At 60.7% G+C, this 22,414-nt stretch carries 22 protein-coding genes and 1 pseudogene; 17 read left to right on the top strand and 6 right to left on the bottom strand.

Features of this window, described 5'->3' with window-relative positions; genetic code table 11:
• Positions 1-244: 244 nt before the first annotated feature.
• The 3 genes from P6U23_RS26080 to P6U23_RS26070 all read left to right on the top strand — a co-directional run bounded on the left by P6U23_RS26080 (position 245) and on the right by P6U23_RS26070 (position 1,932).
• Positions 245-1,018, top strand: coding sequence for a DUF2285 domain-containing protein (locus P6U23_RS26080; protein ID WP_407175377.1), 774 nt, complete (start codon positions 245-247; stop codon positions 1,016-1,018).
• Between the two features lie 163 nt (positions 1,019-1,181).
• Positions 1,182-1,403 carry a helix-turn-helix domain-containing protein gene (locus P6U23_RS26075; protein ID WP_407175376.1) on the top strand — a complete coding sequence of 74 codons (222 nt, stop codon included), beginning with the start codon at positions 1,182-1,184 and terminating at the stop codon, positions 1,401-1,403.
• The gene (locus P6U23_RS26070) at positions 1,393-1,932 is read left to right on the top strand and encodes a S26 family signal peptidase (RefSeq protein WP_407175375.1); all 540 of its coding nucleotides are present in this window, start codon (positions 1,393-1,395) and stop codon (positions 1,930-1,932) included. The genes P6U23_RS26075 and P6U23_RS26070 overlap by 11 nt, the downstream gene beginning before the upstream one ends.
• Before the next feature lie 249 nt (positions 1,933-2,181).
• On the opposite strand, the gene P6U23_RS26065 is transcribed toward P6U23_RS26070, so the two are convergent.
• The gene (locus tag P6U23_RS26065; RefSeq protein WP_407175374.1) at positions 2,182-2,391 is read right to left on the bottom strand and encodes a hypothetical protein; all 210 of its coding nucleotides are present in this window, start codon (positions 2,389-2,391) and stop codon (positions 2,182-2,184) included.
• A gap of 328 nt (positions 2,392-2,719) precedes the next feature.
• On the opposite strand from P6U23_RS26065, the gene rlxS reads away from it, so the two are divergent.
• On the top strand, positions 2,720-4,687 hold the full coding sequence (rlxS, locus tag P6U23_RS26060) for a relaxase/mobilization nuclease RlxS (RefSeq protein WP_407175373.1): 1,968 nt from the start codon (positions 2,720-2,722) through the stop codon (positions 4,685-4,687).
• Between the two features lie 13 nt (positions 4,688-4,700).
• On the opposite strand, the gene P6U23_RS26055 is transcribed toward rlxS, so the two are convergent.
• Together P6U23_RS26055 and P6U23_RS26050 are read right to left on the bottom strand one after the other, a co-directional pair.
• Positions 4,701-5,291 carry an RES family NAD+ phosphorylase gene (locus tag P6U23_RS26055; protein WP_407175372.1) on the bottom strand — a complete coding sequence of 197 codons (591 nt, stop codon included), beginning with the start codon at positions 5,289-5,291 and terminating at the stop codon, positions 4,701-4,703.
• Entirely contained in the window at positions 5,288-5,959 is a 672-nt protein-coding gene (locus P6U23_RS26050) for a hypothetical protein (RefSeq protein WP_407175371.1), read from the bottom strand. Before P6U23_RS26050 ends, P6U23_RS26055 begins: the two co-directional genes overlap by 4 nt.
• A 530-nt stretch (positions 5,960-6,489) precedes the next feature.
• On the opposite strand from P6U23_RS26050, the gene P6U23_RS26045 reads away from it, so the two are divergent.
• Genes P6U23_RS26045 through P6U23_RS25990 form a run of 12 tightly spaced genes read left to right on the top strand, consistent with a single transcriptional unit; the run spans position 6,490 to position 18,464 of the window.
• Complete coding sequence (locus P6U23_RS26045) at positions 6,490-8,517, top strand: conjugal transfer protein TraG (RefSeq protein WP_407175370.1); 2,028 nt, start codon at positions 6,490-6,492, stop codon at positions 8,515-8,517.
• Positions 8,518-8,529: 12 nt separating this feature from the next.
• A complete protein-coding gene (locus tag P6U23_RS26040; protein WP_407175369.1) occupies positions 8,530-9,081 on the top strand; it encodes a CopG family transcriptional regulator in 552 nt (183 codons plus the stop codon).
• Positions 9,074-10,057 (top strand): P-type conjugative transfer ATPase TrbB, encoded by a 984-nt coding sequence (gene trbB / locus P6U23_RS26035; RefSeq protein ID WP_407175368.1) that lies wholly within the window; start codon positions 9,074-9,076, stop codon positions 10,055-10,057. Before P6U23_RS26040 ends, trbB begins: the two co-directional genes overlap by 8 nt.
• Before the next feature lie 17 nt (positions 10,058-10,074).
• The gene (locus tag P6U23_RS26030) at positions 10,075-10,434 is read left to right on the top strand and encodes a TrbC/VirB2 family protein (protein ID WP_407175367.1); all 360 of its coding nucleotides are present in this window, start codon (positions 10,075-10,077) and stop codon (positions 10,432-10,434) included.
• A complete protein-coding gene (locus P6U23_RS26025; RefSeq protein ID WP_407175366.1) occupies positions 10,434-10,691 on the top strand; it encodes a VirB3 family type IV secretion system protein in 258 nt (85 codons plus the stop codon). Before P6U23_RS26030 ends, P6U23_RS26025 begins: the two co-directional genes overlap by 1 nt.
• Positions 10,685-13,264 (top strand): conjugal transfer protein TrbE, encoded by a 2,580-nt coding sequence (gene trbE, locus P6U23_RS26020; protein WP_407175365.1) that lies wholly within the window; start codon positions 10,685-10,687, stop codon positions 13,262-13,264. The genes P6U23_RS26025 and trbE overlap by 7 nt, the downstream gene beginning before the upstream one ends.
• A gap of 27 nt (positions 13,265-13,291) precedes the next feature.
• A complete protein-coding gene (gene trbJ / locus P6U23_RS26015) occupies positions 13,292-14,047 on the top strand; it encodes a P-type conjugative transfer protein TrbJ (protein ID WP_407175364.1) in 756 nt (251 codons plus the stop codon).
• A gap of 11 nt (positions 14,048-14,058) precedes the next feature.
• Positions 14,059-15,222 carry a P-type conjugative transfer protein TrbL gene (gene trbL / locus P6U23_RS26010; protein ID WP_407175363.1) on the top strand — a complete coding sequence of 388 codons (1,164 nt, stop codon included), beginning with the start codon at positions 14,059-14,061 and terminating at the stop codon, positions 15,220-15,222.
• A gap of 3 nt (positions 15,223-15,225) precedes the next feature.
• Positions 15,226-15,930 (top strand): conjugal transfer protein TrbF, encoded by a 705-nt coding sequence (gene trbF, locus P6U23_RS26005; RefSeq protein WP_407175362.1) that lies wholly within the window; start codon positions 15,226-15,228, stop codon positions 15,928-15,930.
• Entirely contained in the window at positions 15,927-16,952 is a 1,026-nt protein-coding gene (gene trbG / locus P6U23_RS26000; RefSeq protein ID WP_407175361.1) for a P-type conjugative transfer protein TrbG, read from the top strand. Before trbF ends, trbG begins: the two co-directional genes overlap by 4 nt.
• Entirely contained in the window at positions 16,949-18,226 is a 1,278-nt protein-coding gene (locus P6U23_RS25995) for a TrbI/VirB10 family protein (protein ID WP_407175360.1), read from the top strand. Before trbG ends, P6U23_RS25995 begins: the two co-directional genes overlap by 4 nt.
• A gap of 4 nt (positions 18,227-18,230) precedes the next feature.
• Positions 18,231-18,464, top strand: coding sequence for a DUF2274 domain-containing protein (locus P6U23_RS25990; protein ID WP_407175359.1), 234 nt, complete (start codon positions 18,231-18,233; stop codon positions 18,462-18,464).
• A gap of 15 nt (positions 18,465-18,479) precedes the next feature.
• Here P6U23_RS25990 and P6U23_RS25985 read toward each other — a convergent pair whose 3' ends face one another.
• Positions 18,480-18,875 carry a hypothetical protein gene (locus P6U23_RS25985; RefSeq protein ID WP_407175358.1) on the bottom strand — a complete coding sequence of 132 codons (396 nt, stop codon included), beginning with the start codon at positions 18,873-18,875 and terminating at the stop codon, positions 18,480-18,482.
• Positions 18,876-18,964: 89 nt separating this feature from the next.
• Here P6U23_RS25985 and P6U23_RS25980 point away from each other — a divergent pair, with 89 nt between their 5' ends.
• Positions 18,965-19,204, top strand: coding sequence for a helix-turn-helix domain-containing protein (locus tag P6U23_RS25980; protein WP_407175357.1), 240 nt, complete (start codon positions 18,965-18,967; stop codon positions 19,202-19,204).
• A 776-nt stretch (positions 19,205-19,980) separates the two neighbouring features.
• Here P6U23_RS25980 and P6U23_RS25975 read toward each other — a convergent pair.
• Positions 19,981-20,069 (bottom strand): annotated as a pseudogene (locus tag P6U23_RS25975) (ABC transporter substrate-binding protein); the annotation flags it as partial.
• A 266-nt stretch (positions 20,070-20,335) separates the two neighbouring features.
• The gene (gene nopM / locus P6U23_RS25970) at positions 20,336-22,081 is read right to left on the bottom strand and encodes a T3SS effector NEL-type E3 ubiquitin ligase NopM (protein ID WP_407175356.1); all 1,746 of its coding nucleotides are present in this window, start codon (positions 22,079-22,081) and stop codon (positions 20,336-20,338) included.
• Between the last annotated feature and the right edge of the window lie 333 nt (positions 22,082-22,414).

Genomic DNA, 22,414 nt, shown 5'->3' with positions numbered 1-22,414 from the left:
GCCGGATCGGCATGCAAGGCGATCATAACATGGAATCGACGTTTTCGACGTCGACGTGTATCGTTAAGCCGTCGAGGTCAGAGATTTCTCGCGTCATAACGCGACCAGGTCGCGGCCAAGAGAACGAGTAGTGACCGATCTTCTTCTCTTGCCCCATTTGGCCCGAAGATTTCGTGCTGGCACACTTGTCCGTGGGGGGCCATTGAATTCTTTCTGTTCTGCGTGTGGTCCCAGTGAGAACCAAATGACGTGCTTCGATCCCGCCGATTATGGTGGGGGTGACTGGGCGTGGGAGTTCTTACGGTTAAATCAGGACTATGTCGCGGATTGGCGAAGGTCCGTGCCGCGACACCAGCCATGCATCAGGCTCAGCGATGGGACGCAGCTGTTGCGCCTTCGACGCCGTTTTCCTCATGCTGAAAAATGGGGCCTCTACAGTTTCGCCGATCCTCGGCTCTGCCCCCATAAGGCTCCGGTGTTCTGGTACACGAGCGCGTTCAAGCGAGTTGTGCGGTTGGCTGCAAGGGCGCCGAAGCAGAGTGGTGCGGCGCGCACGCTTGCTGATTTTGATGTCCAGCGAAGGGCAGTCATCGGGGTCGATGGTCACCCTCTGGTGCTCGTCAAGGGGAGGGGCTTGCAAATTCCCATTGTAATCGGGGGTCTTTCCGTGCTGACCGCGCCGTTTGCGCCGGTCTTCGAGTTGCATGGTCTTGCGGATCTTCCAGGCCAAACTGAGTTGCTCAGGGACCTGCAGCGCTTCACAGGAGAACATCCTACGACGACTCAAAGGCCGCGGTTTACAAATGACGAGCGGCTGCGGCTCCGCCATGCCCTTATCGCGCTTCAGGCGAGCCTGAACGGCAAAACCTACCGCCAGATCGCGATCAATATCTTTGGAGAGAAAAAAGTTGCTGAGGAGTGGCAGGGTCCCAGCCAGTACTTAAAGGACCGAACCCGCCGGCTCGTCACCAAAGGGACCGAATTGATGAAGGGCGGCTATCGCGAATTGTTAGATTAATCCGGGGGTCGCCGCACGAGTTTGCCCCAGTCATTTGACCATATTTGCTCTTAGCGGATGGCGAAACAGAGACGTTTGTCTTCGCCACTCCCAAAATCTCTCCCGATCTGACGACGTTTCGTCTTGCATCTCACGGTTTTGCCGGAGCTGGAAGAGGAGGTCGATGATGACGAAGAGTGAAGAGAGAGATCCAGAAAAGCCATTTCTCACTACCGTGGAAGCTGCGGCCTGGCTACGCCTCACAAAGAACACGCTCGAGAAAATGCGGGTGAGCGGCACAGGGCCTGCCTACCGCAAGCACGGGCGTTATGTCCGATACCACATCGAGGATTTAGTCGAGTATTCGCAAGCCAATAAGCGGAGGTCGACATCCGATGCTGATTGATCGTGCAAAAGCGCGGCACCAGGCCACCATTCTCTCGGCGATGTGTGCCGGCGTCATCGTCTTGCTGATGTCCTCCGCGACCGAGATGCCAATTCTTATGTATAGTGCCTCGGGGAGCGCGCCACTGGGCTTCTATTACCTGGAGCAAAGATTGCCCGACCGCGGAGAGCTCGCGGTCTTCAAGCCGCCGCCCGCAATCGAGCTCATGATCATCGCGCATAATATTCTACCAAGCAAGGTGCCCCTGCTTAAGCGGATCGCCGCAGCCGGCGGCGATGAAGTGTGCCGTGCCAAGGAGCCTGTCGGTACCATATCCATCAATGGAAAGGTCGTCGCCGAGGTGATCGAGAAGGATCAGGAAGGGCGGCCACTGCCGGCCTGGGAGGGCTGCATGCGGCTCGTCGAGGGCGAGTTTTTCCTGTTGCAGCCACACCCGCGTTCGTTCGACTCGCGCTACTTTGGGCCGGTCCTAGGGTGCGATATCTTGGGTGTCGCGCACCCAATCTGGACGTGGAATCCGGATATTTGAGGTGGGAGAGTTTCTATCCGTGCGCGCCCGAAAGGGCGCGTACGTTGCATCAGCTTTCGTCAAGACCCGTCTTTGGCGTAGAGCGCGAGCCAGGCGGCGAAGCAACCTCAGCAATGGAGAGAAAGACGTCGAGCACAGCGTAAGCCTCCGGGACTACACTTGATGTTGGAGGGGGATTTCGCGATCCGCCCTCACACCTGGCAGTCTGCAGCAGACTGGGAGGCGCCGACATGATGGCCTGTCAGCCTGCTATACTTTAGCAGGTCCTGCCTTCGCGATGACTGCTTCGGCGCGCTTTATCGCGGCCCGGAGCTCGTCGCTCTGCCATGTATCAATGGAATGGCCGTCGTCGAACGACCGATCGTGCACTTCTTGCGCGCGCGAGGCCAGCTCACGAAGCGCAGCAATAGCCTCGGCAAGCAGTCCGGCATCTGCTCCGTTTCCGGAAGGCTGTGTCACCTCTCTCTCCTCATCACATCGCAAGTTTGGACTATCAACGGGGATCGTGACAATATACCACCATCGCCGCTCCGGCTTGTTCGAACTTCGCATTTCGCGGGAGGCCGGCTTTGCTCACATGGTAGAGGGCGGGAGGGCAAGATAAAAGCACTGGCGACTTGTCCCCACTAAGTCGTTGTCTGCACATCCCGGAGTTAGCGCCATCTGCCCGCGCAATGTCGCCAGACCAGGCTTACCGCCATGATGGTCCTGCTTGATTGCGTCTGCGTCTTGGCGCGCGTTCGTTGGCTTTACATATCGGACGCGTTCTTGGCTAGCGGACGGGTGCATGAAAGAGATCGATGACGAATTCGAAGTGAAGCTCGGGCGAATCGCCAACCACAAAGCCAAAAGAGCAACCAGTTATCTGCGGCGCGTCCGTCAGGAGGCGCTAAAGGTCGGCGTGAGCTCGCGGCGAGCGTCCTCGTTCATGGGCGGTCGGATCGGCCGCGGCCACGCGCACGGCGCGACCTTAGCCGGGCGACCGCGCTTGGCAGGCCGGCGGCGTGTCGTGATCAAGGCGCGCATCGTGCGTATCAAGGGCGGCGATCCGGGTGCTGTGCGAGCGAACCTGCGCTATGTTCAGCGTGATGGCGTTACGCGTGATGGCCAACCAGGCGAGCTGTATGACGCCAGCAGCGATCGCGCCGATGCGAAGGCATTCGCAGAACGGAGCACTGGCGATCGCCACCAGTTCCGGTTCATCGTCGCGCCAGAGGACAGCGCCGAGCTCTCGGATCTGAAGCCGTTTATCCGCGACCTTATGCGGCAGATGGAACAGGATCTTGGTACCAAGCTCGACTGGGTCGCGGCTGATCATTTCAACACGGGGCATCCCCATACTCACCTCGTGATCCGCGGCAGGGACGGCGAGGGAAATGATCTGGTGATTGCGCGGGACTATATCGCCCATGGTTTGCGGGCGCGGGCAGCGGACCTCATCACCCGGGAGCTCGGTCCCGAGACAGAGATCGAGGCCGCCCGCAAGCTTCAGCAGGAGGTCACGGCAGAACGGTTCACGCGTCTCGACCGGTCTATCCTGCGCGACGCAGTGGACGAACGTCTTGAACTCAGTGCAAAGCCCGCGAAGGATCCAGTCTGGCACGCCACCCGAATGGGACGGTTGCGGACGCTTGAGCGGATGGGGTTGGCGGAGGAGACCGCTCTTGGCCATTGGCAGATTGATGCAGAGCTAGAAGCCAAGCTCAGGCGCATGGGCGAGCGCGGTGACATCATCAAGACCATGCATCGCGAGCTTGCGGCGGCGAGCCTTTCCCGTGCCGCCGGTAGCTATACGATCTTCGACCCGGAGCAGGCTGATCGTCGCCTCGTTGGCTTTGTGGTCGGCGCAGGATTTTCGGACGAGCTAAGCGAGCGTCGCTATGTCGTGATCGACGGCGTCGATGGGCGGACGCACTACGCCGACGTCGGTGCGCTTTCCGCTAATGAAGAACCGCCTATCCGGAATACCATCGTCGAGCTCAAGTCTCGCCCGGCCGAGGCACGGGGGATCGATCATACCATCGCCAAGGTCGCGGCTAGCCAGCATGGCGTCTATAGCGACCGGCTGCACCGCCAGTTCGATCCACAGGCGTCGGGCGAGTATATCGCATCTCATGTGCGCCGGCTGGAGGCGATGCGGCGCGAAGGGATGGTGGAGCGGCTCCCGGATGGCCGATGGAACGTTGGTGAGGACTATCTAGACCGGGCGCTTCGCTATGAGACGCTCTACCGATCGTGGAATCCGGTTCAGATTGCGGTGCTGTCGTGGCAAAGGTTGGAGGACCTGCCGCAAGCCTTGGGCGCGACCTGGCTCGATCGCCAGCTCCTCGCCAAGACGTCCGAGACTCTTGGCCGTACCGGAATGGGCGCGGCAGTTGAGGCGGCGCTGCGGGCCAGGCGCCAATGGCTGCTCGAACAGGGGCTGGTGCGCGAGCAGCAAGGGCAGGTGCGTTATGCGCGAGACCTGCTGCGAACGCTGGAGGCGCGCGAACTCACCCAGACAGCTGCGGATATCTCGGCGCAAACGGGGCTCGAGCATCTCGAGGTCAAGGCTGGCGACACCATTACAGGTGTCTATCGTCGCATGCTGACGCTGCACAGCGGGCGGTACGCTCTGATCGAGCGATCGCATGAGTTTGCTCTGGTGCCCTGGCGGCCGGTTCTGGAGCGGGCCCGCGGGCAAGTGGTCAGCGGCAGTGTCGGCGGGGAGGGGATTTCCTGGTCGATCGGGATCAGGCGTGGCCTGAGCCTTTAGCAGGAGAGTGCGGTCAGCCTGGCGACAGTCCCACCCTGTATCGCTGCGCAAGCTGCCAGAACCAATTCTGATCCAGGTTGGTCTCTCGATCGTTCTCCCGGACCGAGCCGCGAGCGCGGTCAAAAATAGCGTAGCAAAGGGCTTCGTCGTCGTGGCGGGCGTAATAGGCGATCCCGTCGAGACGAAGCGGGTGATCGAAGAGCGCTTTCGACCAGGCCTGCGGTACATCGTAGGGCAGGCCGCCGTGAACCACCTCGGCGGTCGCCCCCAGGATCGCGAGGCTCGGGCCCGCAAGCCTGATCAGCCTGAGATCGGCTGCAATTTCGAGCCGCACATAGGCCTTGCGCCGAAGCAGGCTCGCGTTGATCAAAGTCCGTCCCGGCTGACGCAGAAACGTCTCCGCGAATGCGCCGAAAGGCTCGCGTGCGGCGTAGAGGACCCCATAACTCCCGTCGGGAGCATTCAACCGCCCTAGCCGAGACGGGTCGAAAAAGATCGGATCGTATTCGGCGGTGTAGAACCGATGAATGACGATGCCTCGTCGCAGATGAGTCAAGCGGGGACGACGGTGAGCCAGATCGTAGGGCGGCAGCGGTGCGGTCACGCGCCTTGTTCAGCCATTCGCCGCGCGGCCTCGACTACCAGTTCGACCTTGCCTTCCTTGAGCAGATCGATGGGTTTACGGCCATTCAGTCGATCATCGGGCTGAGCCAGAAAATTCAGGACGGTCCAGGGATTGCTGGTCGGCAGAGCCTCATGAACGGACTTGAGACCCTCGACGACAGTGCCGTCCGCGTTGAACTGAAGGGTTGGAAAGCTTCGGTGATTGCTGGGACCGGGAACAGCAAGGAGGCTGCCTTCTTGCACGCGCTTGTCGATGGCCTGCCGAGAGATGCCGCGCATGAGCGTTCTGACCTGGTCCAGGTCATAGGCGCCCCCTGACCGCCGAAGATCCTCCTGCGCAATCCGGACCCCCTCGAGAACAGCGAGCGCACGGGCGTCGGGGGCGAACGCTTCCTTGTTGACGACCGGCGCCTTAGGCTTGGCGGCATCAGCGAAGAACCTGAGCTCGTAGCCGCCGAGTTGCTTGTTGCGCTCACGGACTTTCCGGAGGGCCGTTGCGCTCCGAGAAACAATCGCCACCTGAGCGTCGGCAGGGAGAGCGAGGCTCTTCAGAGCGGCCGGTTTGCGCTCAAGCACCATCATCACGCCGTCCTCGTGAACGGACGGACCCTTGGAGGGGGTAGATGGCTTCGACTGTGTCTTGGGCATGGACTGAACTCCGGCTGAAATATAAGGAGTCGACGCAACTTTGTCAACTTGGACAACCGGGTGGAGGTATTCGAAACCTTCCGCAGTCTTCGGGTCTTCCGTAAGAGCTGACGGTCCTTGCCCTGCAGGCGCCGATCTCGATGAACGGACAAAGACCAGACTGAACTCGATGATCCGGATCTCATAAGCGTCCCGCAGTTTGAGGAAACGTCTACCAACTTCGTCGTGTCGCACCCTAGATCGGAAATGCTTCGCTGGACCGACTCGCGAGTCGAGCTTCCGTCTGGAGGAGCGCATTCGCGGTTGTCCGACCCGTGAAGCGGCAACGAAATCCTGTTTGCGCTAGTGAGTCACGAGCTGTTGAAGCGTTTGCTGACACAGTCTCGATCATGATCGAAAATTCCTTCGGTGTACGAAGCTTGATCAACTTCGCGTTCGCTGACAGCGCGATTTTTTATTTCGATTGAACGCGTGAGCCATTCGCCCTTTTCATCGCGCCACTCACGTTGCGTGGGTGAATGGGGCGGTGAATGTTTCCAGCGAAAATCTATGTCGGCCAGATCACGATCGTATTCGGGATCGTCGTCGCGTCGACCTGGGGCGCAACACAATGGACGGCAGGAGCTCTCGGATTTCAGGAGCGGCTCGGCGATCCCTGGTTCGTCATCGTCAGCTATCCCGTCTATCTGCCGTGGCGATTGTTCGAATGGTGGTTCGCTTACGAAGCCTATGCGCCTGAAATCTTTGAAGAGGGGGGCACAATCGCGGCTACAGGTGGTGTCGCCGGCGCCTTGTTCGCAATCATCAATTCGGTGTGGCGGGCGCGGCAAAACCAACTCGTGACGACCTACGGCTCGGCACGCTGGGCAAGCACGAAGGAAATCCGGGCTGCCGGCCTGTTCGCAGCAAAGGGGGTGTTTCTCGGTCGTCTCGAAAACAACTACCTGCGCCATGATGGGCCGGAACATGTCATGTGCTTTGCGCCGACGCGCTCTGGCAAGGGCGTTGGGCTCGTTCTTCCGACGCTACTGTCCTGGACCTCGTCTGCTGTCGTGCATGACATCAAGGGTGAAAACTGGGAAATAACCTCCGGCTGGCGCTCAACTTTCTCCCATTGCCTGCTGTTCAACCCGACCGATCCAAGAAGCGCCCGTTACAACCCGTTGCTTGAGGTCCGCAAGGGTGCGGCCGAAGTCCGGGACGTGCAGAACATCGCCGACATCCTGGTTGATCCGGAAGGTGCGCTCGAACGCCGAACCCATTGGGAAAAGACCAGCCATTCGCTGCTGCTTGGCGTGATCCTGCACGTCCTCTACGCCGAAAAGGAGAAGACGCTCACCCGGGTCACCGAGATCCTGGCCGATCCGGCGCAGTCCTTCGAAAAGACGCTGAGGATCATGCTGGCCACCAACCATCTCGGCACCGAGGCTCAGCCAAAGGTGCACCCGGTTGTCGCCGCGACCGCGCGGGAGCTCCTCAACAAGTCCGAAAACGAGCGCTCAGGCGTTCTCTCGACGGCTGTGAGCTTCCTTGGGCTCTATCGGGATCCTATCGTCAGCCGAAACACCGAAAGCTGCGATTGGCGCATTGCGGACTTGGTCGGTGCTGACAAGCCGGTCACGCTCTATCTCGTCGTGCCGCCGTCGGACATCAGCCGCACCAAGCCGTTGATCCGGTTGATCCTCAATCAGATCGGACGCCGCTTGACCGAAACCTTGAACATAAAGGACGGGGATCAGACACATCGCCAGTTGCTGTTGATGCTGGACGAGTTTCCAGCACTCGGCCGCCTCGACTTCTTCGAAAGCGCGCTCGCCTTCATGGCCGGCTACGGCATCCGGGCCTATTTGATCGCGCAGTCGCTCAACCAGATTGCGAAAGCCTACGGTGAGAACAATGCGATCCTGGACAACTGCCATGTCCGTATTGCCTTTTCCGCCAATGACGAACGAACCGCAAAGCGGATTTCGGACGCGCTAGGCACTGCCACCGAATTGCGTGCCCAGCGCAACTATGCGGGTCATCGGCTCGCGCCCTGGCTCGGCCATGTCATGGTCAGCCGCCAGGAAACCGCGCGGCCGCTCCTAACGCCCGGCGAAGTGATGCAGTTGCCGCCTGATCAGGCCATCGTGCTGGTCTCTGGCCTTGCGCCAATACGCGCCTTGAAGCTGCGCCACTATGAGGACGCAAATTTTGTGGGTCGCCTGCTTCCTCCGCCGCGTCTGACTGGCCAAGACTACTTCGATCGTCCGGCCGCGCGTCCCGACGACTGGGGCGGTGAGACCCGCTCTGTCGATCTTCGCCTTGCGACGCTGCCATATCGCGAGCTCATGCAGACAGGTAGCGAGGAGGGCGGGCTCAAACAGCAATTGCCGCTGTTTGATGAAGCGCCGTCGCCTGCCAATGATGTCCGCTCGGTCGAGGAACGCCTGCTTGACGACGAGGCCGACGCAGCCGCCGATCGCGACCAGATGCAGCGGGCGGCGAGCGCTGCAGGCACCGTTCGTCGCGCTCACGCCGTCACCCGCGATGACGATGATCTGCTTCCCGCATTCTGAAGGGCTCTCCCGATGAAGCCAAAACTTTCAGCCTATGTCTCTGACAGCGTATCGCAGCGGCTCGAACTCGCGGCCAAACGACCGGGGACCAACAAATCGGCGATCGTGGAAGCGGCACTGGATCGTTTTCTTAATCCGGAGCGGGACACGAGCGGCGATGCAGCGCTGATCCGCCGGCTTGACCGCATGAGTCGGCAGCTCGATCGGATCGATGGCGATCTGTCGGTGATGGCGGAGACCATTGCGCTCTTCGTCCGCTACTACCTGACGATTACGCCGCCTCTGCCATCGGGCGACCAGGACGCCGCACGCGCGCTTGGGCGCGAGAGGTTCGAAATGTTTGTCGCTCAGGTCGGCAAACGCGTTGCTTCCGGCGCTCGCCTTGTTGCCGACGTCATGGAGCGCGTCAGCACGTCAAAGCCGGACCTATTCACTCGCCACATCGAGGAGGGCGCTCCCCTGGGCGCCGCTCAGAATGCGGAAACGAGATCCCGCTCGCAAGACGCGACGGGCGAGCAGCGGGGGCCGTCTCCGGCAGGGCGGGAGGAGGTGGGCAATGTCTGACCTTCTCTCGCCCGAGACCCGGGAACGCCGCCGCGGGATGCTCCGAACGGCGATGGGGCCGGCCATCAGCCTTGCCCTGGAAGAAGCCGACGTGGTCGAAGTCATGGTCAATCCGGATGGGAAGCTTTGGCTCGACCGGCACGGGTCGGGCCGCGCGGGTACCGGCGTCATCCTGACAGCGCAGGAGGCGGAGCGGATTATTCGCCTGGTGGCAAGCCATGTGCGGGCGGAGGCCAGCGCATCGTCTCCGATCATCTCAGCCGAGCTTCCCGAAACCGGCGAGCGGTTCGAAGGCGTCTTGCCACCGGTGTCGCTTGCACCCTGCTTTTCGATCCGAAAGCCAGCCACAACCACGTTCCATCTCTCCGACTATGTAAGGGCACAGATTGTCTCCCCCACGGTCACAAGGGTCCTTGCGGCTGCAATCTGTGAGCGTCGCAGCATTCTGATTGCCGGCGGCACCGGGTCGGGCAAGACAACGCTTGCCAACGCGCTTCTGGCCGAGATCGCACGCCTCGACGAGCGCATCATCATCATTGAGGACACGCGCGAGCTGCGATGTGACGCCAGGGACGCCGTGACCCTCCGGACCAGGCCGGGTGTCGCGAATCTCGCCGACCTCGTGCGCTCCACGCTTCGCCTGCGTCCCGACCGCATCATTGTCGGCGAAGTGAGGGGGGCCGAAGCCCTCGACATGCTGAAGGCCTGGAATACCGGCCACCCCGGTGGGATCGCCACGGTGCACGCGAACTCAGCCCGCGCGGCGCTCTACCGGATTGAGCAACTGATCCAGGAGGCCGTGGCAACCGTGCCGCGCCGACTGATCGCGGAAGCGATCGATCTCATCGTCTTCATCAAGGGTCGAGGCCCGGCACGTCGAATTGAGACAGTGGCCGAGCTCAAGGGCCTCGATCCCTCAGGCGACTATCTGCTCGAAACCCCACCCGGCCTTCCAGCAACGAGTCATCGCCCCTGATCAACGGAGAGTACGAGATGTTTGTTCGACTACTTTCGGCTGCGCGTATCTATGTATACCGAGTTCATCCGTCCCCGCTCGTCCAGTTTGGGACAGCTGTCTCATTCATTGTCGTGACCACCTCAGTGGCTCACGCGGCCGGCTCCGGTATGCCCTGGGAAGCCCCGTTGGAGCGTATCCTCGAGTCAGTACAGGGGCCGGTCGCCAAGATCGTCGCCGTCATCATCATCACTGTGACCGGCATATCGCTTGCCTTTGGCGACACTTCCGGCGGTTTTCGCAGGATGGTCCAGGTCGTGTTTGGCCTGTCGATCGCCTTTGCCGCCAGCTCCTTCTTCCTTTCGTTCTTCTCATTCGGCGGCGGAGCGCTGATCTGATGCGGCCAGAGGGATTTGAGCTTGTGCTCCACCGCTCGCTCACCGAGCCAATTCTGATCGGCGGCGCGCCGCGTGCTGCCGCGATCCTGATCGGCACCTTATCGGCCGTGCTGGCGCTCGGGTTGCGGCTTTGGCTCGCGGGCCTCGCGCTCTGGATCGTGGGCCATGGGGCTGCGGTTTGGCTCGCCAAGCGCGATCCGGCGTTCGTCGAGGTCGCCGTCCGCCACACCAAGCACAAGGGATGGCTCGCATGCTGAATCTGAGGGAATTTCGCGCTGATGGCTATCGGCTCGCAGATTGGCTGCCTTGGGCCTGCCTCGTTGCACCTGGGGTGATTCTGAACAAGGACGGCAGCTTCCAGCGTACCATCCGCTATCGAGGGCCGGACCTCGACAGCGCGACCGAAGCTGAGCTGATGAGCGTCGCCTCGCGCGTGAACAACGTTCTGAAGCGCTTTGGATCGGGCTGGGCGTTGTTCTTCGATGCGACCCGCATACCTGCCGCCAAGTACCCGCGTTCAGAGTTTCCCGACCCGGTCTCATGGCTGATCGACGAAGAACGGCGGGCCGCCTTCGAGGGCGATGCCGACGCCTGGGAGGACCCATTCCGGCCGCACGGACAGCATTTTGAGAGCATCCTGCACCTTACCCTCATGTACTTGCCTCCGGCCGAAAGAGTGTCGCGGTTTGAAGCTCTCTTTCTGGAGCGTCCGCAGGAAAGCCAGGTCAGCGATCAACGATTGCATCGGAAGCGTAGCGAAGCTGCTCGGCAGGTGTCGCAAGACGAGGGCTCATCGGATGGTGATGCCCCCAGCGGAGTGGAGGGCGAATATACCCGGCCGGAACGCGAGCACAGCTATCGAGATCATCGTGACCGTTTCATCCAGGAAACGGATCGAGCGATCGATCTCTTGTCGTCGGTCCTTCCCGAAATATGGCCCCTCAACGATGAGGAGACCCTGACTTATCTCCACAGCTGCATCTCGACCAAGCGGCACCCGGTCAGCGTTCCAGAAATCCCGGCCTATCTCGATTGTTTTCTGAGTGACGAGCCGCTGACCGGAGGATTGTCGCCGGCTATCGGCCGAAGCCATCTTCGTGCGCTGACGGTTCTCGGCTTTCCGCATGTGACCTTTCCCGGCCTGCTCGACGAATTGAACAGGCTGGGCGTCCCGTATCGCTGGGCGACGCGCTTCCTTCCGCTCGATCGGACGCTGGCGAATGCGACGTTGTCGAAGTACCGCCGGCAATGGTTTGCGAAACGGAAGTCGCTTGCGGCCGTCGTCAAGGAGGTGATGCTCAACGAGCAGGCGGCCCTCCTTGATACAGATGCCAGCAACAAGGCGGCCGATGCCGATGCGGCGCTGTCCGAGCTCGGTGATGACCTGGTCGCCTTTGGTTACATCACCACGACGGTGACGGTCAGCGATGAGGATTCGCGCACGGCCGACGAGAGGATCCGCGCGGTCGAACGCGTGATCAACAGCCGGGGCTTCACCACCATCCGTGAAACCATCAATGCGGTCGAGGCGTGGCTCGGGAGCCTGCCGGGACAGGCCTACGCTAACGTCCGCCGGCCAATTGTCCACACCCTTAACCTCGCTCATATGTGTCCCTTGTCCTCGGTCTGGGCGGGACCAGAGCGATGTGAGCACCTGGACGGCCCGCCGCTCCTGATTGCCAAGACCAAGGGAGCGACCCCGTTCCGCCTGTCGCTGCACGCCGGGGATGTCGGGCACACAATCATTGTCGGTCCTACCGGTGCAGGCAAGTCGGTCCTCCTCTCGATGCTCGCCCTTCAATTCCGGCGCTATCCGAACGCCCAATTGATCATCTTCGACAAAGGCCGCTCCGCACGCGCCACCACGCTCGCTCTCTCTGGCGCGTGGTACGAGCTTGGGGCCAAGGGCGGGCTTGCCTTTCAGCCACTGAAGGATGTGGCGGAGGAGGGAGCCCGGCTCTGGGCGCTGGATTGGCTTTGCGGGGTGCTTGCCCACGAGCGCGTTCCCCTGACGCCCGACGTCAAGGAGACACTCTGGTCGGCGCTCAAGAGCCTCGGCTCGGCGCCAGTTTCCCAGCGGACCATGACGGGGCTTGTGGCGCTGCTTGCCCGCGATGCACTGCGTCAGGCATTGCAGCCTTACACGCTGGAAGGACCCTACGGCCGCTTTCTGGATGCTGATGCCGACCGTCTTTCCGCTGCCGACGTGCTCACCTTCGAAATGGAGGAATTGATGGCGCTGCCAGGTCTGGTCGCGCCGGTTCTGACCTATCTCTTCCATACCCTCGAAGGCCGTTTCAACGGCCGGCCCACCTTGCTGGTGCTCGATGAAGCCTGGGTGTTTCTGGATGACCCGCTATTTTCTGGTCGCATCCGCGAATGGCTCAAGACGCTGCGCAAGAAGAACGTGGCTGTAATCTTCGCCACCCAGTCGCTTGCCGATATCGCCAACACCCAGATCGCGCCTGCGATCATCGAATCCTGCCCAACGCGGATATTCCTGCCGAACCCGCGCGCGCTCGAGCCGACTCAGAGCGAGACTTATCGCCGCTTCGGTTTGAATGATACTCAAGTCGGCCTGATCGCCGAGGCCTTTCCCAAGCGCGATTACTATCTGCAATCGCGCGCCGGCAATCGCCTCTTTGAGCTGGGGCTTGGGCCCGTGGCGCTTGCGTTTGCCGCGGCATCGTCAGCCGACGATCAACGCGCCATAGACGCGGTTTTGGCCAGGACCGGCCCACACCATTTCGGCAAGCGCTATCTCGCTGAACGAGAGCTGCACTGGGCCGCAAACTTGATCAGCACCTTCGAACAAGCTCACAAGGCTTGATCTCAATCTCAACTCCTGGAGTCGTCCATGCTGGAAGCCATCTCAGGCTGCCCCATTGCGCGAAGAGCGCTAAGGGCAGGCGCTGTCATAGCACTTTCCCTCGTTATTGCAGTGAACGGATCCCGACGCCTTGGCGCCCAAGTCATCGTGTTTGATCCCTCGAACTACAGTCAGAATCTGCTGACTGCCGCTCGAGCACTTGAGCAGATCAATAACCAGGTCAGGGGCCTCGAAAATCAGGCGCAGTCCCTGCTCAATCAGGCGAAGAACCTTGCAAGCCTGCCGACAAGCGTCGCCGGCCAGCTGACCTCGACGATCAATCAGATGAACAGCCTCATTGTTCAGGCAAAGGGCATTTCGTTTGATGTTCAGAAGACCCAACAGACTTTTCAGCAACTCTATCCTCGCCAGTATGGAGCAGCGGTGTCGTCCGACAAGATGGTGCAGGATGCGACCACGCGCTGGGACAATAGCTACGAGGGGCTGAAGCAGACGTTCATCATCGAGTCGGCCATTGTCAGTACTCTGGACCAGGATGGCCAGACGCTTCGAACCCTGATGGCGAACTCGTCGAGCGCCATCGGCTCCCTACAGGCCCAACAATCCGGCAACGAGCTGCTTGCACTGCAGATCAAGCAGTCGTTGCAGACCCAGGCACTTCTGGCGACCCAAGCGCGCGCGGACACCTTGCGAGCCGCCGAACAGCAGGCTTCAGCTGCTGCCGCACAGGAGCGATTTATCCGCTTCATCGGCGATGGTCACGCATACAGCGGCGGCAAGTAGGTGAGGGCGCCATGGCCGATCTCTCCGTCATTGACCGCTTTACCGAGACATTCTCGCATTACATCGACTCGGGCTTTGGCCTTCTGTCGGGGGACGTCTCATTCCTGAGTTCAACGTTAGTCGGCATCGACCTGACGCTCGCCGGACTTGCCTGGAGCGTACGGGCTGATGATCACATCCTGGTCACGCTGGCCAAGAAAGTGCTCTATGTGGGTGCCTTCGCGTTCATTATCGGCAACTTCAAGAGCCTTGCCGATATTGTCTTTGCTTCCTTTTCCAGCATCGGCCTGAAAGCATCCGGCGGTGCGCTGACCGCCGCCGATTTGGCGCGGCCGGGATTCGTCGCATCGGCCGGTTTCACGGCGGCTCACCCTTTACTGGAGGAGACCAGCCAATTCTCAGGCTTTGACGTCCTGACCAACCTGCCGACGATCCTTATCCTGCTGTTCTGCTGGATTTTGATCGTGCTCGCGTTCTTTGTCTTGTCAGTGCAGCTCTTTGTCACGCTGATCGAGTTCAAGCTCACGACACTTGCGAGCTTCATCCTGGTGCCGTTCGCGCTCTGGGGCAAGACGGCGTTCCTGGCAGAAAAGACGCTCGGTAACGTGGTCGCGTCCGGCGTAAAGGTGATGGTGCTCGCGATCATCGTAGGTATCGGTTCGACCATCTTTGGTCAGCTCGCCGGCGCGCTAACTCACCCGATCGACATCGCGTCCGCCATGAGCCTGTTGCTTGCGGCGCTGTCCCTGTTTGGGGTCGGCATCTTCGGGCCCGGGATCGCGGCAGGGTTGGTGTCGGGTGCACCTCAGCTTGGTGCGGGGGCGGCCGCCGGAACGGTGGCAGGCGCAGCGGCCGTCGCGATCGGGGGTGGAGCGGCGGCCCTCGGTGGCTTGCGCGTTGCGGCAGGCGGCTCGATGGCAGCAGTTCGTTCTGCGGCATCGCTTACTGGCGCATCTTCGGCTGGTGGCGCCTCGGCCCCAGCGATGGCTGCTGAGCAACTCTCGAATCCGGGAGGCGGCAACACGGCCAGCCGCGCGGCTGCCTCAAATACGGCTCCCGCACCCTCGTCGTCGGGCCGAAGACACGCGGGAGAAGCAGCGAAGGTTGCCGTCCACACCCTGAAACAAGGCGACAAGGGCGGACATTCGTCTGGTCCGAAATTGGAGGAGGACTGACAGATGGCAGCCTATCCCTTTCAGCGCGTTTCCGTTCGCTACGGCGAGACGCCCGAGCCGGTCACACCCTATCAGAAGGCAGCGCAAGTCTGGGACGAGCGCCTCGGCTCGGCGCGGGTTCAAGCGGGCAATTGGCGGTTGGCGGCTCTGGCAGCTATCGGGCTTTCCGGCGTGCTTGGAATGACGATTCTCACCCAGATCGCCCGCTCCGGGGTCGTGCCATATGTGGTCGAGGTCGACCGGCTCGGCGAGGTCCGTGCAGTCGGGCCAGCCTTCGAAGCCTACCAGCCTTCAGATGCGCAGATTGCGCATTTCCTGGCCCGCTTTATCGAGGACGTCCGGTCGCTGTCGATTGATCCCGTCATCGTGCGGACGAATTGGCTGCGTGCCTACGATTTCGTAACCGACCGGGGCGCGCAGGCCTTAAACGATTACGCGCGCGAAGCGGATCCATTCACGAAGATCGGCTCGAGGACGGTGACGGTGGAAGTCACGTCCGTGGTGCGTGCATCGGGCGACAGCTTTGAGATCCGCTGGAAGGAAAACACCTACGAGAACGGTTCGATGGCGAAGACGGAGAGCTACACCGGCCTCGTCACGACGGTCCTCAAGCCGCCCACGGATGCCGGGACGCTGCGCAAGAATCCCCTCGGCCTCTATGTCCATTCCATCAACTGGTCACGCGACCTTATCGGAGATCCCAAATGAACTCTGCTGCCCACACCAGACTCGCGTCGACCAGCATCCTTGCTCTTTCCCTTCTGCTCTGTGGCTGCGCCACCAAGCTGAACCTGGAGGCGCCTTATGACGACATGACGTTCGAGCAGGCGATCCCCGAGACGGACCCGCCAAAACCGGTGGAGATCGTCGAAACGCCAAAAATCCTGCCGCTGCCCGGTCAGTTGAAACCTTATCCCGCAAAGGCCGGGAAGGAAGGGAAGATGCCGCCCGAGCAGGCGATCGCGAAGGCCAACAAAGCCGCGCGGATGGAGCCGACCCGTGCCGGATACATCAACGCTATCCAGGTGTATCCCTGGACGCAAGGAGCGCTCTATCGGCTTTATGCCAGCCCCGAGAGGGTCTCGACCATCGCGCTTCAAGCGGGGGAGGAGCTGATCGACATCTCCACGGGTGATACCGTCCGCTGGGTCGTAGGCGACAGCGCGAGCGGAGAGGGAAGCAGCCGGCGCGTTCATATCCTGATCAAGCCGACGCTGCCGGATATCCAGACAAACCTCGTCATTTTGACCGACCGGCGCACCTATCACCTCGAGCTCGTCTCTACCAAGCAGACCTACATGGCCTCGATTTCGTGGACCTATCCGACCGACACGCTCGTTGCGCTTCACAAGCAGAATGCTGCGGCGGAGGAAAATGAGCAGCGCGTCGCCGATCGTGGGGTTCGGCTCGACAACTTGAACTTCCGCTATCGCATCGAGGGCGATGACCCGCCATGGCGGCCGTTGCGTGCCTTCGACGACGGCCACAAGGTCTATATTCAGATGCCGTCCGGGCTGTCGCAGGGCGAGGCACCACCCTTGTTTGTCGCAGGCGCAGATGGCCGTCCGAACCTGGTGAATTACCGGGTACGGGGATCCTACTACATCGTGGATCGGATGTTCGGCGCCGCCGAACTCCGCCTTGGCGAAAATCCGCAGCGCGTCGTGCGGATCATCCGCATTGACGCCCGACCGGTGTCGCAAACCTTCGGCACGGGGAACGCCTCATGACGAGCCGGCTGGATCAGGACCCTCCGGAGCCGTTGGAATTGCGGGCGCGGCCGAGGCCGATTCGGCGGCTTAACAGGCGCGCACTCATGATTGGCTGCGCGGTCGCCGCGCTGTTAATCGCCGGCGCGACGATGATTGCGCTCCGCCCCCAGCGAGTATTCAAAGGAGCGGAGCATGCCGACCTCTACAACACTGACCGGAAGCAGACCGCCGATGGCCTGGACAAACTGCCAAAGTCCTACGCAGATATGACGGCCGTTCCGAAGCTTGGACCACCATCACCTGGCGATATCGGCCGAGCCTTTGCCGAAAATGAAAAGAGGTCCGGTGTGTCTTCGGCCGGCTTTGGCGCCAATCCGGAAGAGGATGCTGAAAGAGCCGAGCGCATCCGCCAAATGCGTATCGCCCAACAAGCCAAGGAGTCGGCGTTGTTCATCCGGCGGTCGGAGAAACAGGAGAAGAGTAAGCAGGCAAGCGCAACGGATCTGCCGGCGAGTGCTCCGTCTGCCTTCCGTCCACCCGCTATCGAGCCGACGCCATCCGCTGCCGAGCTGGCAAAGGCTGCACAAGGGTTGATCGACCGCTCCAGCGAAATCATTCCCTCGTCCCAGGCGCGCAAGCTTGCCTTTGTGAACGCGAAAGCCGACACCGAGACGACCAACCCTCACGCCCTTGCGCCGCCGCCCGCCACCTATGCCGTGATGGCGGGATCCATTATTCCAGCAAGCCTTATCACCGGTTTGAATTCGGACTTGCCAGGCGCGACGATCGCTCAGGTCACCGAGAACGTGTACGACACGGTGACGGGCGAGCATCTGTTGGTCCCGCAGGGGACGCGGATCGTGGGAAAATACGACAGCGTCGTCGCTTTCGGCCAGAAGCGGGCGCTGGTGGTCTGGTCCCGGCTCATTTTGCCGAACGGCAATTCGGTTGTGATCGAGAATCTTCCTGCTACCGACGTCGCCGGCTATGCCGGGCTCGAGGATGAGGTAGACTTCCACACTTGGCAGCTGCTCAAGGGCGTGGCTCTGGCTACCTTAATTGGGGTAGGAACCCAGCTGTCGATCGTCAATGATGAGAGCGATCTCGTGAAAGCTCTGCGAGAAAGTGCTCAGCAGACGACTAATCAAGCGGGGCAGCGCTTGGTCGAGCGCGAGCTCGACGTGCAGCCGACGGTTACGGTGCGGCCAGGTTGGCCGCTACGGGTGATTGTTTCAAAGGACCTGGTGCTGAAGCCGTACCAGGATATTCAGAGGGGGATAACTACGAGATGACGCAATGAAGCTTGCGAAACTCCCCGATCGTACGCCCGTCAAGCTGACGACTACCCTGATGCCGCACCTCGCGGCACGACTGCGCGACTACGCTGATTTTTACGCGGAGACCTATGGCAGCCGGGAAGAGGTGGCCGATCTCATACCGTTCATGCTGGAAGCGTTTCTTGATGGCGATCCGGATTTCAGGAAAAGCAGGAAAGTCAGGCGTGACGAGCCAAAGACCTCTTCGTCCTGACCTGCGCTCGATCGCTCAATTCGAGACCTGCTCGAGCAATGTGATCGACTGCTTCACTGCCTGAGCTGCTTTCTCGAGTTTCTCGAGTAGTCGTTTCAAATCCAATACGGTCACCTCTTCCATGTGAAGATTATCGCTGGCCAGGAACGTTTGGACCAGCTCATCGATGTGGATCATCTTCGTCGAAGAAGATGACGCGCCGCCATTTGCAGCGGATGCAATCTGTCCGTCTGCTGAAAAACCGATTTCCACCGAAACGCCATCGAGAACGGCGCGTTCGATTAGTTCTGACGGAATCTCAACCGACGACACAATCTGGCCCGTCAGTAGGTCTCGATAACCTACATTCGTGATCGATCGGCCGCTTTCGACGAACGGACCTAGGCGCAGCTCTATTGGATCTGGTGGCATCAGAACCTCGTTCTAGCGACCGCGAAAGCTACGCGTTTTATGACTCATAGTCTATGGGCTGACCGCGCAGTTTCCTTTGGTTTCCCTGCATGCGTTTGCGGGACCGAGTCGGCCTAAATATCCAAGGATTGCGCCGAGCAAAAAAACTCAGCCAAGAAGAGCTGGCTCATAGGTCCAAGATCCATCAGACCTACTTAAGTGGTGTGGAGACTGGGAAGAGAAATCCCTCTCTTTTGGTACTTGAACGGCTAGCCAAGGCTTTGGATGTCGACCCCGAGGAGCTGTTTCGTCGTCGACGACGGCGTGCTGGCGGAGCCGCTGAATCTTAATCAGCGGCTCTCAGATTTGAGCCCTGGTGCGCCCACCAAGCAAGATCAAGCATTTAGCGGTTATCGAGGCTGATCAGAACGAGAACGTCTTGACTCGTTTTGAAGTCATTTTGAAGCTTCCGAGCGCTGTTCGTTCTCCTCTGCTTGACGTCGATTCCGAGCATAGCGTCCAGCTTATGCGCCGCGCTCTCGGCCAATCATAGGTCGCGGCCCAAGCAGTGCTTGTCGAGCTCGGCTTCAATGTCCTTGAGGCTATGGCTAGTGAAGGTCGCGATCTCCGGAACAGTAGAGCCAGCCGCTGCTAGGCGGATGACCGCGCGGCCACGAAGATCGTGGAAGGTCAGATCCTCGTTGATCTTCGCGCGGTTGAAAGCCCTCGCCAGCCGATGATCGAAAGCTGTCCTCAATTCATGACTGATCGCGCGTGTTCATCAATATCAAGATGCTGCGCTTCGGCATCGTCGATGTAGGTCTTGAGGGGCCTGCTTACGGGGATGGTGACCCGCTTTGCCTCTTGCACTGCCAAATAGTCTTGGACTCACAAGTTGGATGTAAGTGTCATCGTAATCACTTCTCGGTCGATGGCATGCTGATCGAGCCGTGGGCCTCGAGTAGGCGCGACTAGCGGGTCGTTCGGCGGGAAGCGGGCTCGGTTGCTGCGTATGCTTCCGAGCCCATGTCGAACAGCAACTCCCTCGCTCAGGCCTAGCTACACAGCGTCACGAGCAAAACTCGCCAGTCCACAACTGGACCCTCCCAACCCTGCGAGCCTAGTTGCTGGGGTCCTTGGGATCGATGCCTCATACCCGGGTGAATGCGGATTGATCGCATTGACCAGCGTCTTGCCCTTCCACTGCGGATATTTGGTAGTGCTGCGAGTCTGTTGGGCCGCGTTTATTGCTCCAACCGCGTGCGCTTCGACCACCATTTCCGCCACTCGACTCCTGCCCATCGATCTTGAGCGAGCCGAAGCCTCTGTATGGCCGGCCCGCGTTATTTGATCCGCTGACGAAAGTCGAGCGCCAAGCGTCAATCGTCAGCGGCAGGTCGAAGATGATGTCAATTGCGCCATCGATCTTTAGTTAGCGCCACAGAGCAATGAAAAATATCACTGGGGAGTCTTGGGAAGTCTCATTGTTCGAGGCCACGTTCTGCGAGAACCCGGTGCATGACCTCGCGTTTGATCTCGCCCGCGATTTGGTTTCGGACTTGGGCTCCGAGCACCCGCTCGGCATCCAGGTCGCCTACTAGACCATGCTCGGCCAGTCGCTGATTCAAGCGGGTTTGAAACTCCTCGCCCATGGCTTCGACTAGCCGGTCTTGCATCGCGGCATGTTCGTCCGGAGCGATGCGCCTCAGCACCGTCTCCCAGGGTTGCCAGCGGCTTGCCATGTAGTCGGTGAACTGGCTTGCTTCCCGCTCCCGGACCAGGTCCAGCGCCTCCATCGCATCATCCTCGCTTACGTGAGAGACCGCCAGGAAGCGCATGTCAGGGGCGAGGTGGCTGAGCTCCAGCGGCGCGCGCAGCCGCTGTTGATAAGCCAGGTAGACTTCGACGTCGTCTACGCTCGGGTCGACGCTGAAGAGCGAGTTGAACCTGTCGCGCGCGATCTCGTCCAGCGCCTCCAAGCGGAACGCAACACGGCAGCGCTGGATCAGTTCGGCAAGCCGACCGTCATATACCCCGTCCTCGGCGTCAGCGTTAAGGCGCGCGGTCTGCATACCGTTCCAGTGCAGAGTAACACGATCCTCGCAGCTCGCGTTGGCCTCGGAAGCTTGTGCGAAAAACTGCTCTCGCAATCTCGGATTGGCCGCCGCCTGCCGCAGATCATCAGCCACTGCCTGCCGAAACTCGTCATTGCCGTAGTTCACCGTCCCTCGTAGCCTCTCCAGGAACTGTGCGTAGTCCTGGGCGCCGGGCTCATCCGCAAAGTGCTGCCATTCGGCCAGCGCGGCCGGGTCGTCTGCGAGCCAGTGTGCCGCAGCCTGATGCACGGATTGCTGCGCAAGCTGCGGTGGCGCTTCAGCCGCCGCCAGATGAGCGAGGACGTCGTCCGGCAGCGGGTTATCCCCGAGCTCGAGGCTCTCCAGATGCGGGTAGTAGAGGCTATTATTCGGTACAAGAGCCTCTAGAAGACCTTCAGGCAGGCTGGTCAGCCCGTTACCGCTGACATTGAGCGATTGGAGCGTGCTCGGAAGAAGGTCGGGGAGGTTGGCCAATTGATTGCTGCTGACATTGAGTTCAATGAGCCACGAGGGGAGGGACTCGGGGAGGTCGGTCAGCTGATTGCCACTGACCGCAAGCGAGGTGAGCCTGCTCGGGAGAGCGTCCGGCAGGCTGGTTAGCCGGTTGTCGTTTGCGTTCAGGATCTCGAGCCCGGCCGGAAGGTTTGCCGGCAGACTGGTCAAGCTGTTGTCAGCGACCTCCAGCTCAGAGAGGGTCGCCGGAAGATCGTCCGGCAAACTGGTCAAGCGATTATGGCTAATGAGAAGATGCTGGAGACCGGGTGGGGACATAGCGGGCAGGCTGCTTAGCTCGTTGTGCCTGGCGCGCAGTTCCAGCAATCTTGGCGGCAGGGCGGCGGGCAAAGCGGTCAGCGAAAGCGAGGACAAATCCAGCGAGTGCGAGCCTGTGTTGTCCGAATCCCTGATTCGTGTGCGCCCCTGCCGCCGATTCTCGGCTTCGCCCTGCCCCTCTTCGGCAACCCAGTTGTCCAGGATCTGCGCGCGCGCGGAGGCTGGGGTCCGATACCCTGTCAAGGCTTCGACCCAATCCGCCATGGCTCGGCTGAAGCCGCTTAGGTAACTTTCCTGCTCCCCCTCTTCAAAAGTGTCCGGGGAAGAACCTGCACTCCGCTGTGCCTGTCCTGTGTTCATCAATTTGTCCATCGTCAGAACAAGAATACCCCCGCTTCTCAAGGTGGCGAAGCAGGTGCTTGCGCAGCGCAATGATTATCGACAGCCGGTGCACGTGCGCTGCGGCTCCCGCCCGTCTCGAGGCGATACAGGTTCACACGAGCGCAACCGCGGCAAATGAATCGATACTGCTGCGAGGTTTCTGCCATTTCGTTCAGATAGGTCCGGAGGACCGTCGAACGTGGCAGCGTTCTGCCCTTAGCAGGCCTACCTGTCGATGAGCTGACGAGTGTCGCTGCAGAACGCCCAGTTCGCTCGGCTGTTACCCACGTCGCGGCGCAAATCGCAGGATCG

The sequence above is a fragment of the Bradyrhizobium sp. STM 3562 genome, from assembly GCF_045571435.1.
In the GTDB taxonomy this organism is placed as follows: domain Bacteria; phylum Pseudomonadota; class Alphaproteobacteria; order Rhizobiales; family Xanthobacteraceae; genus Bradyrhizobium.
The sequence above is the reverse complement of the archived record's forward strand: the minus strand, read 5'-3'. Positions and strand labels throughout refer to the sequence as shown.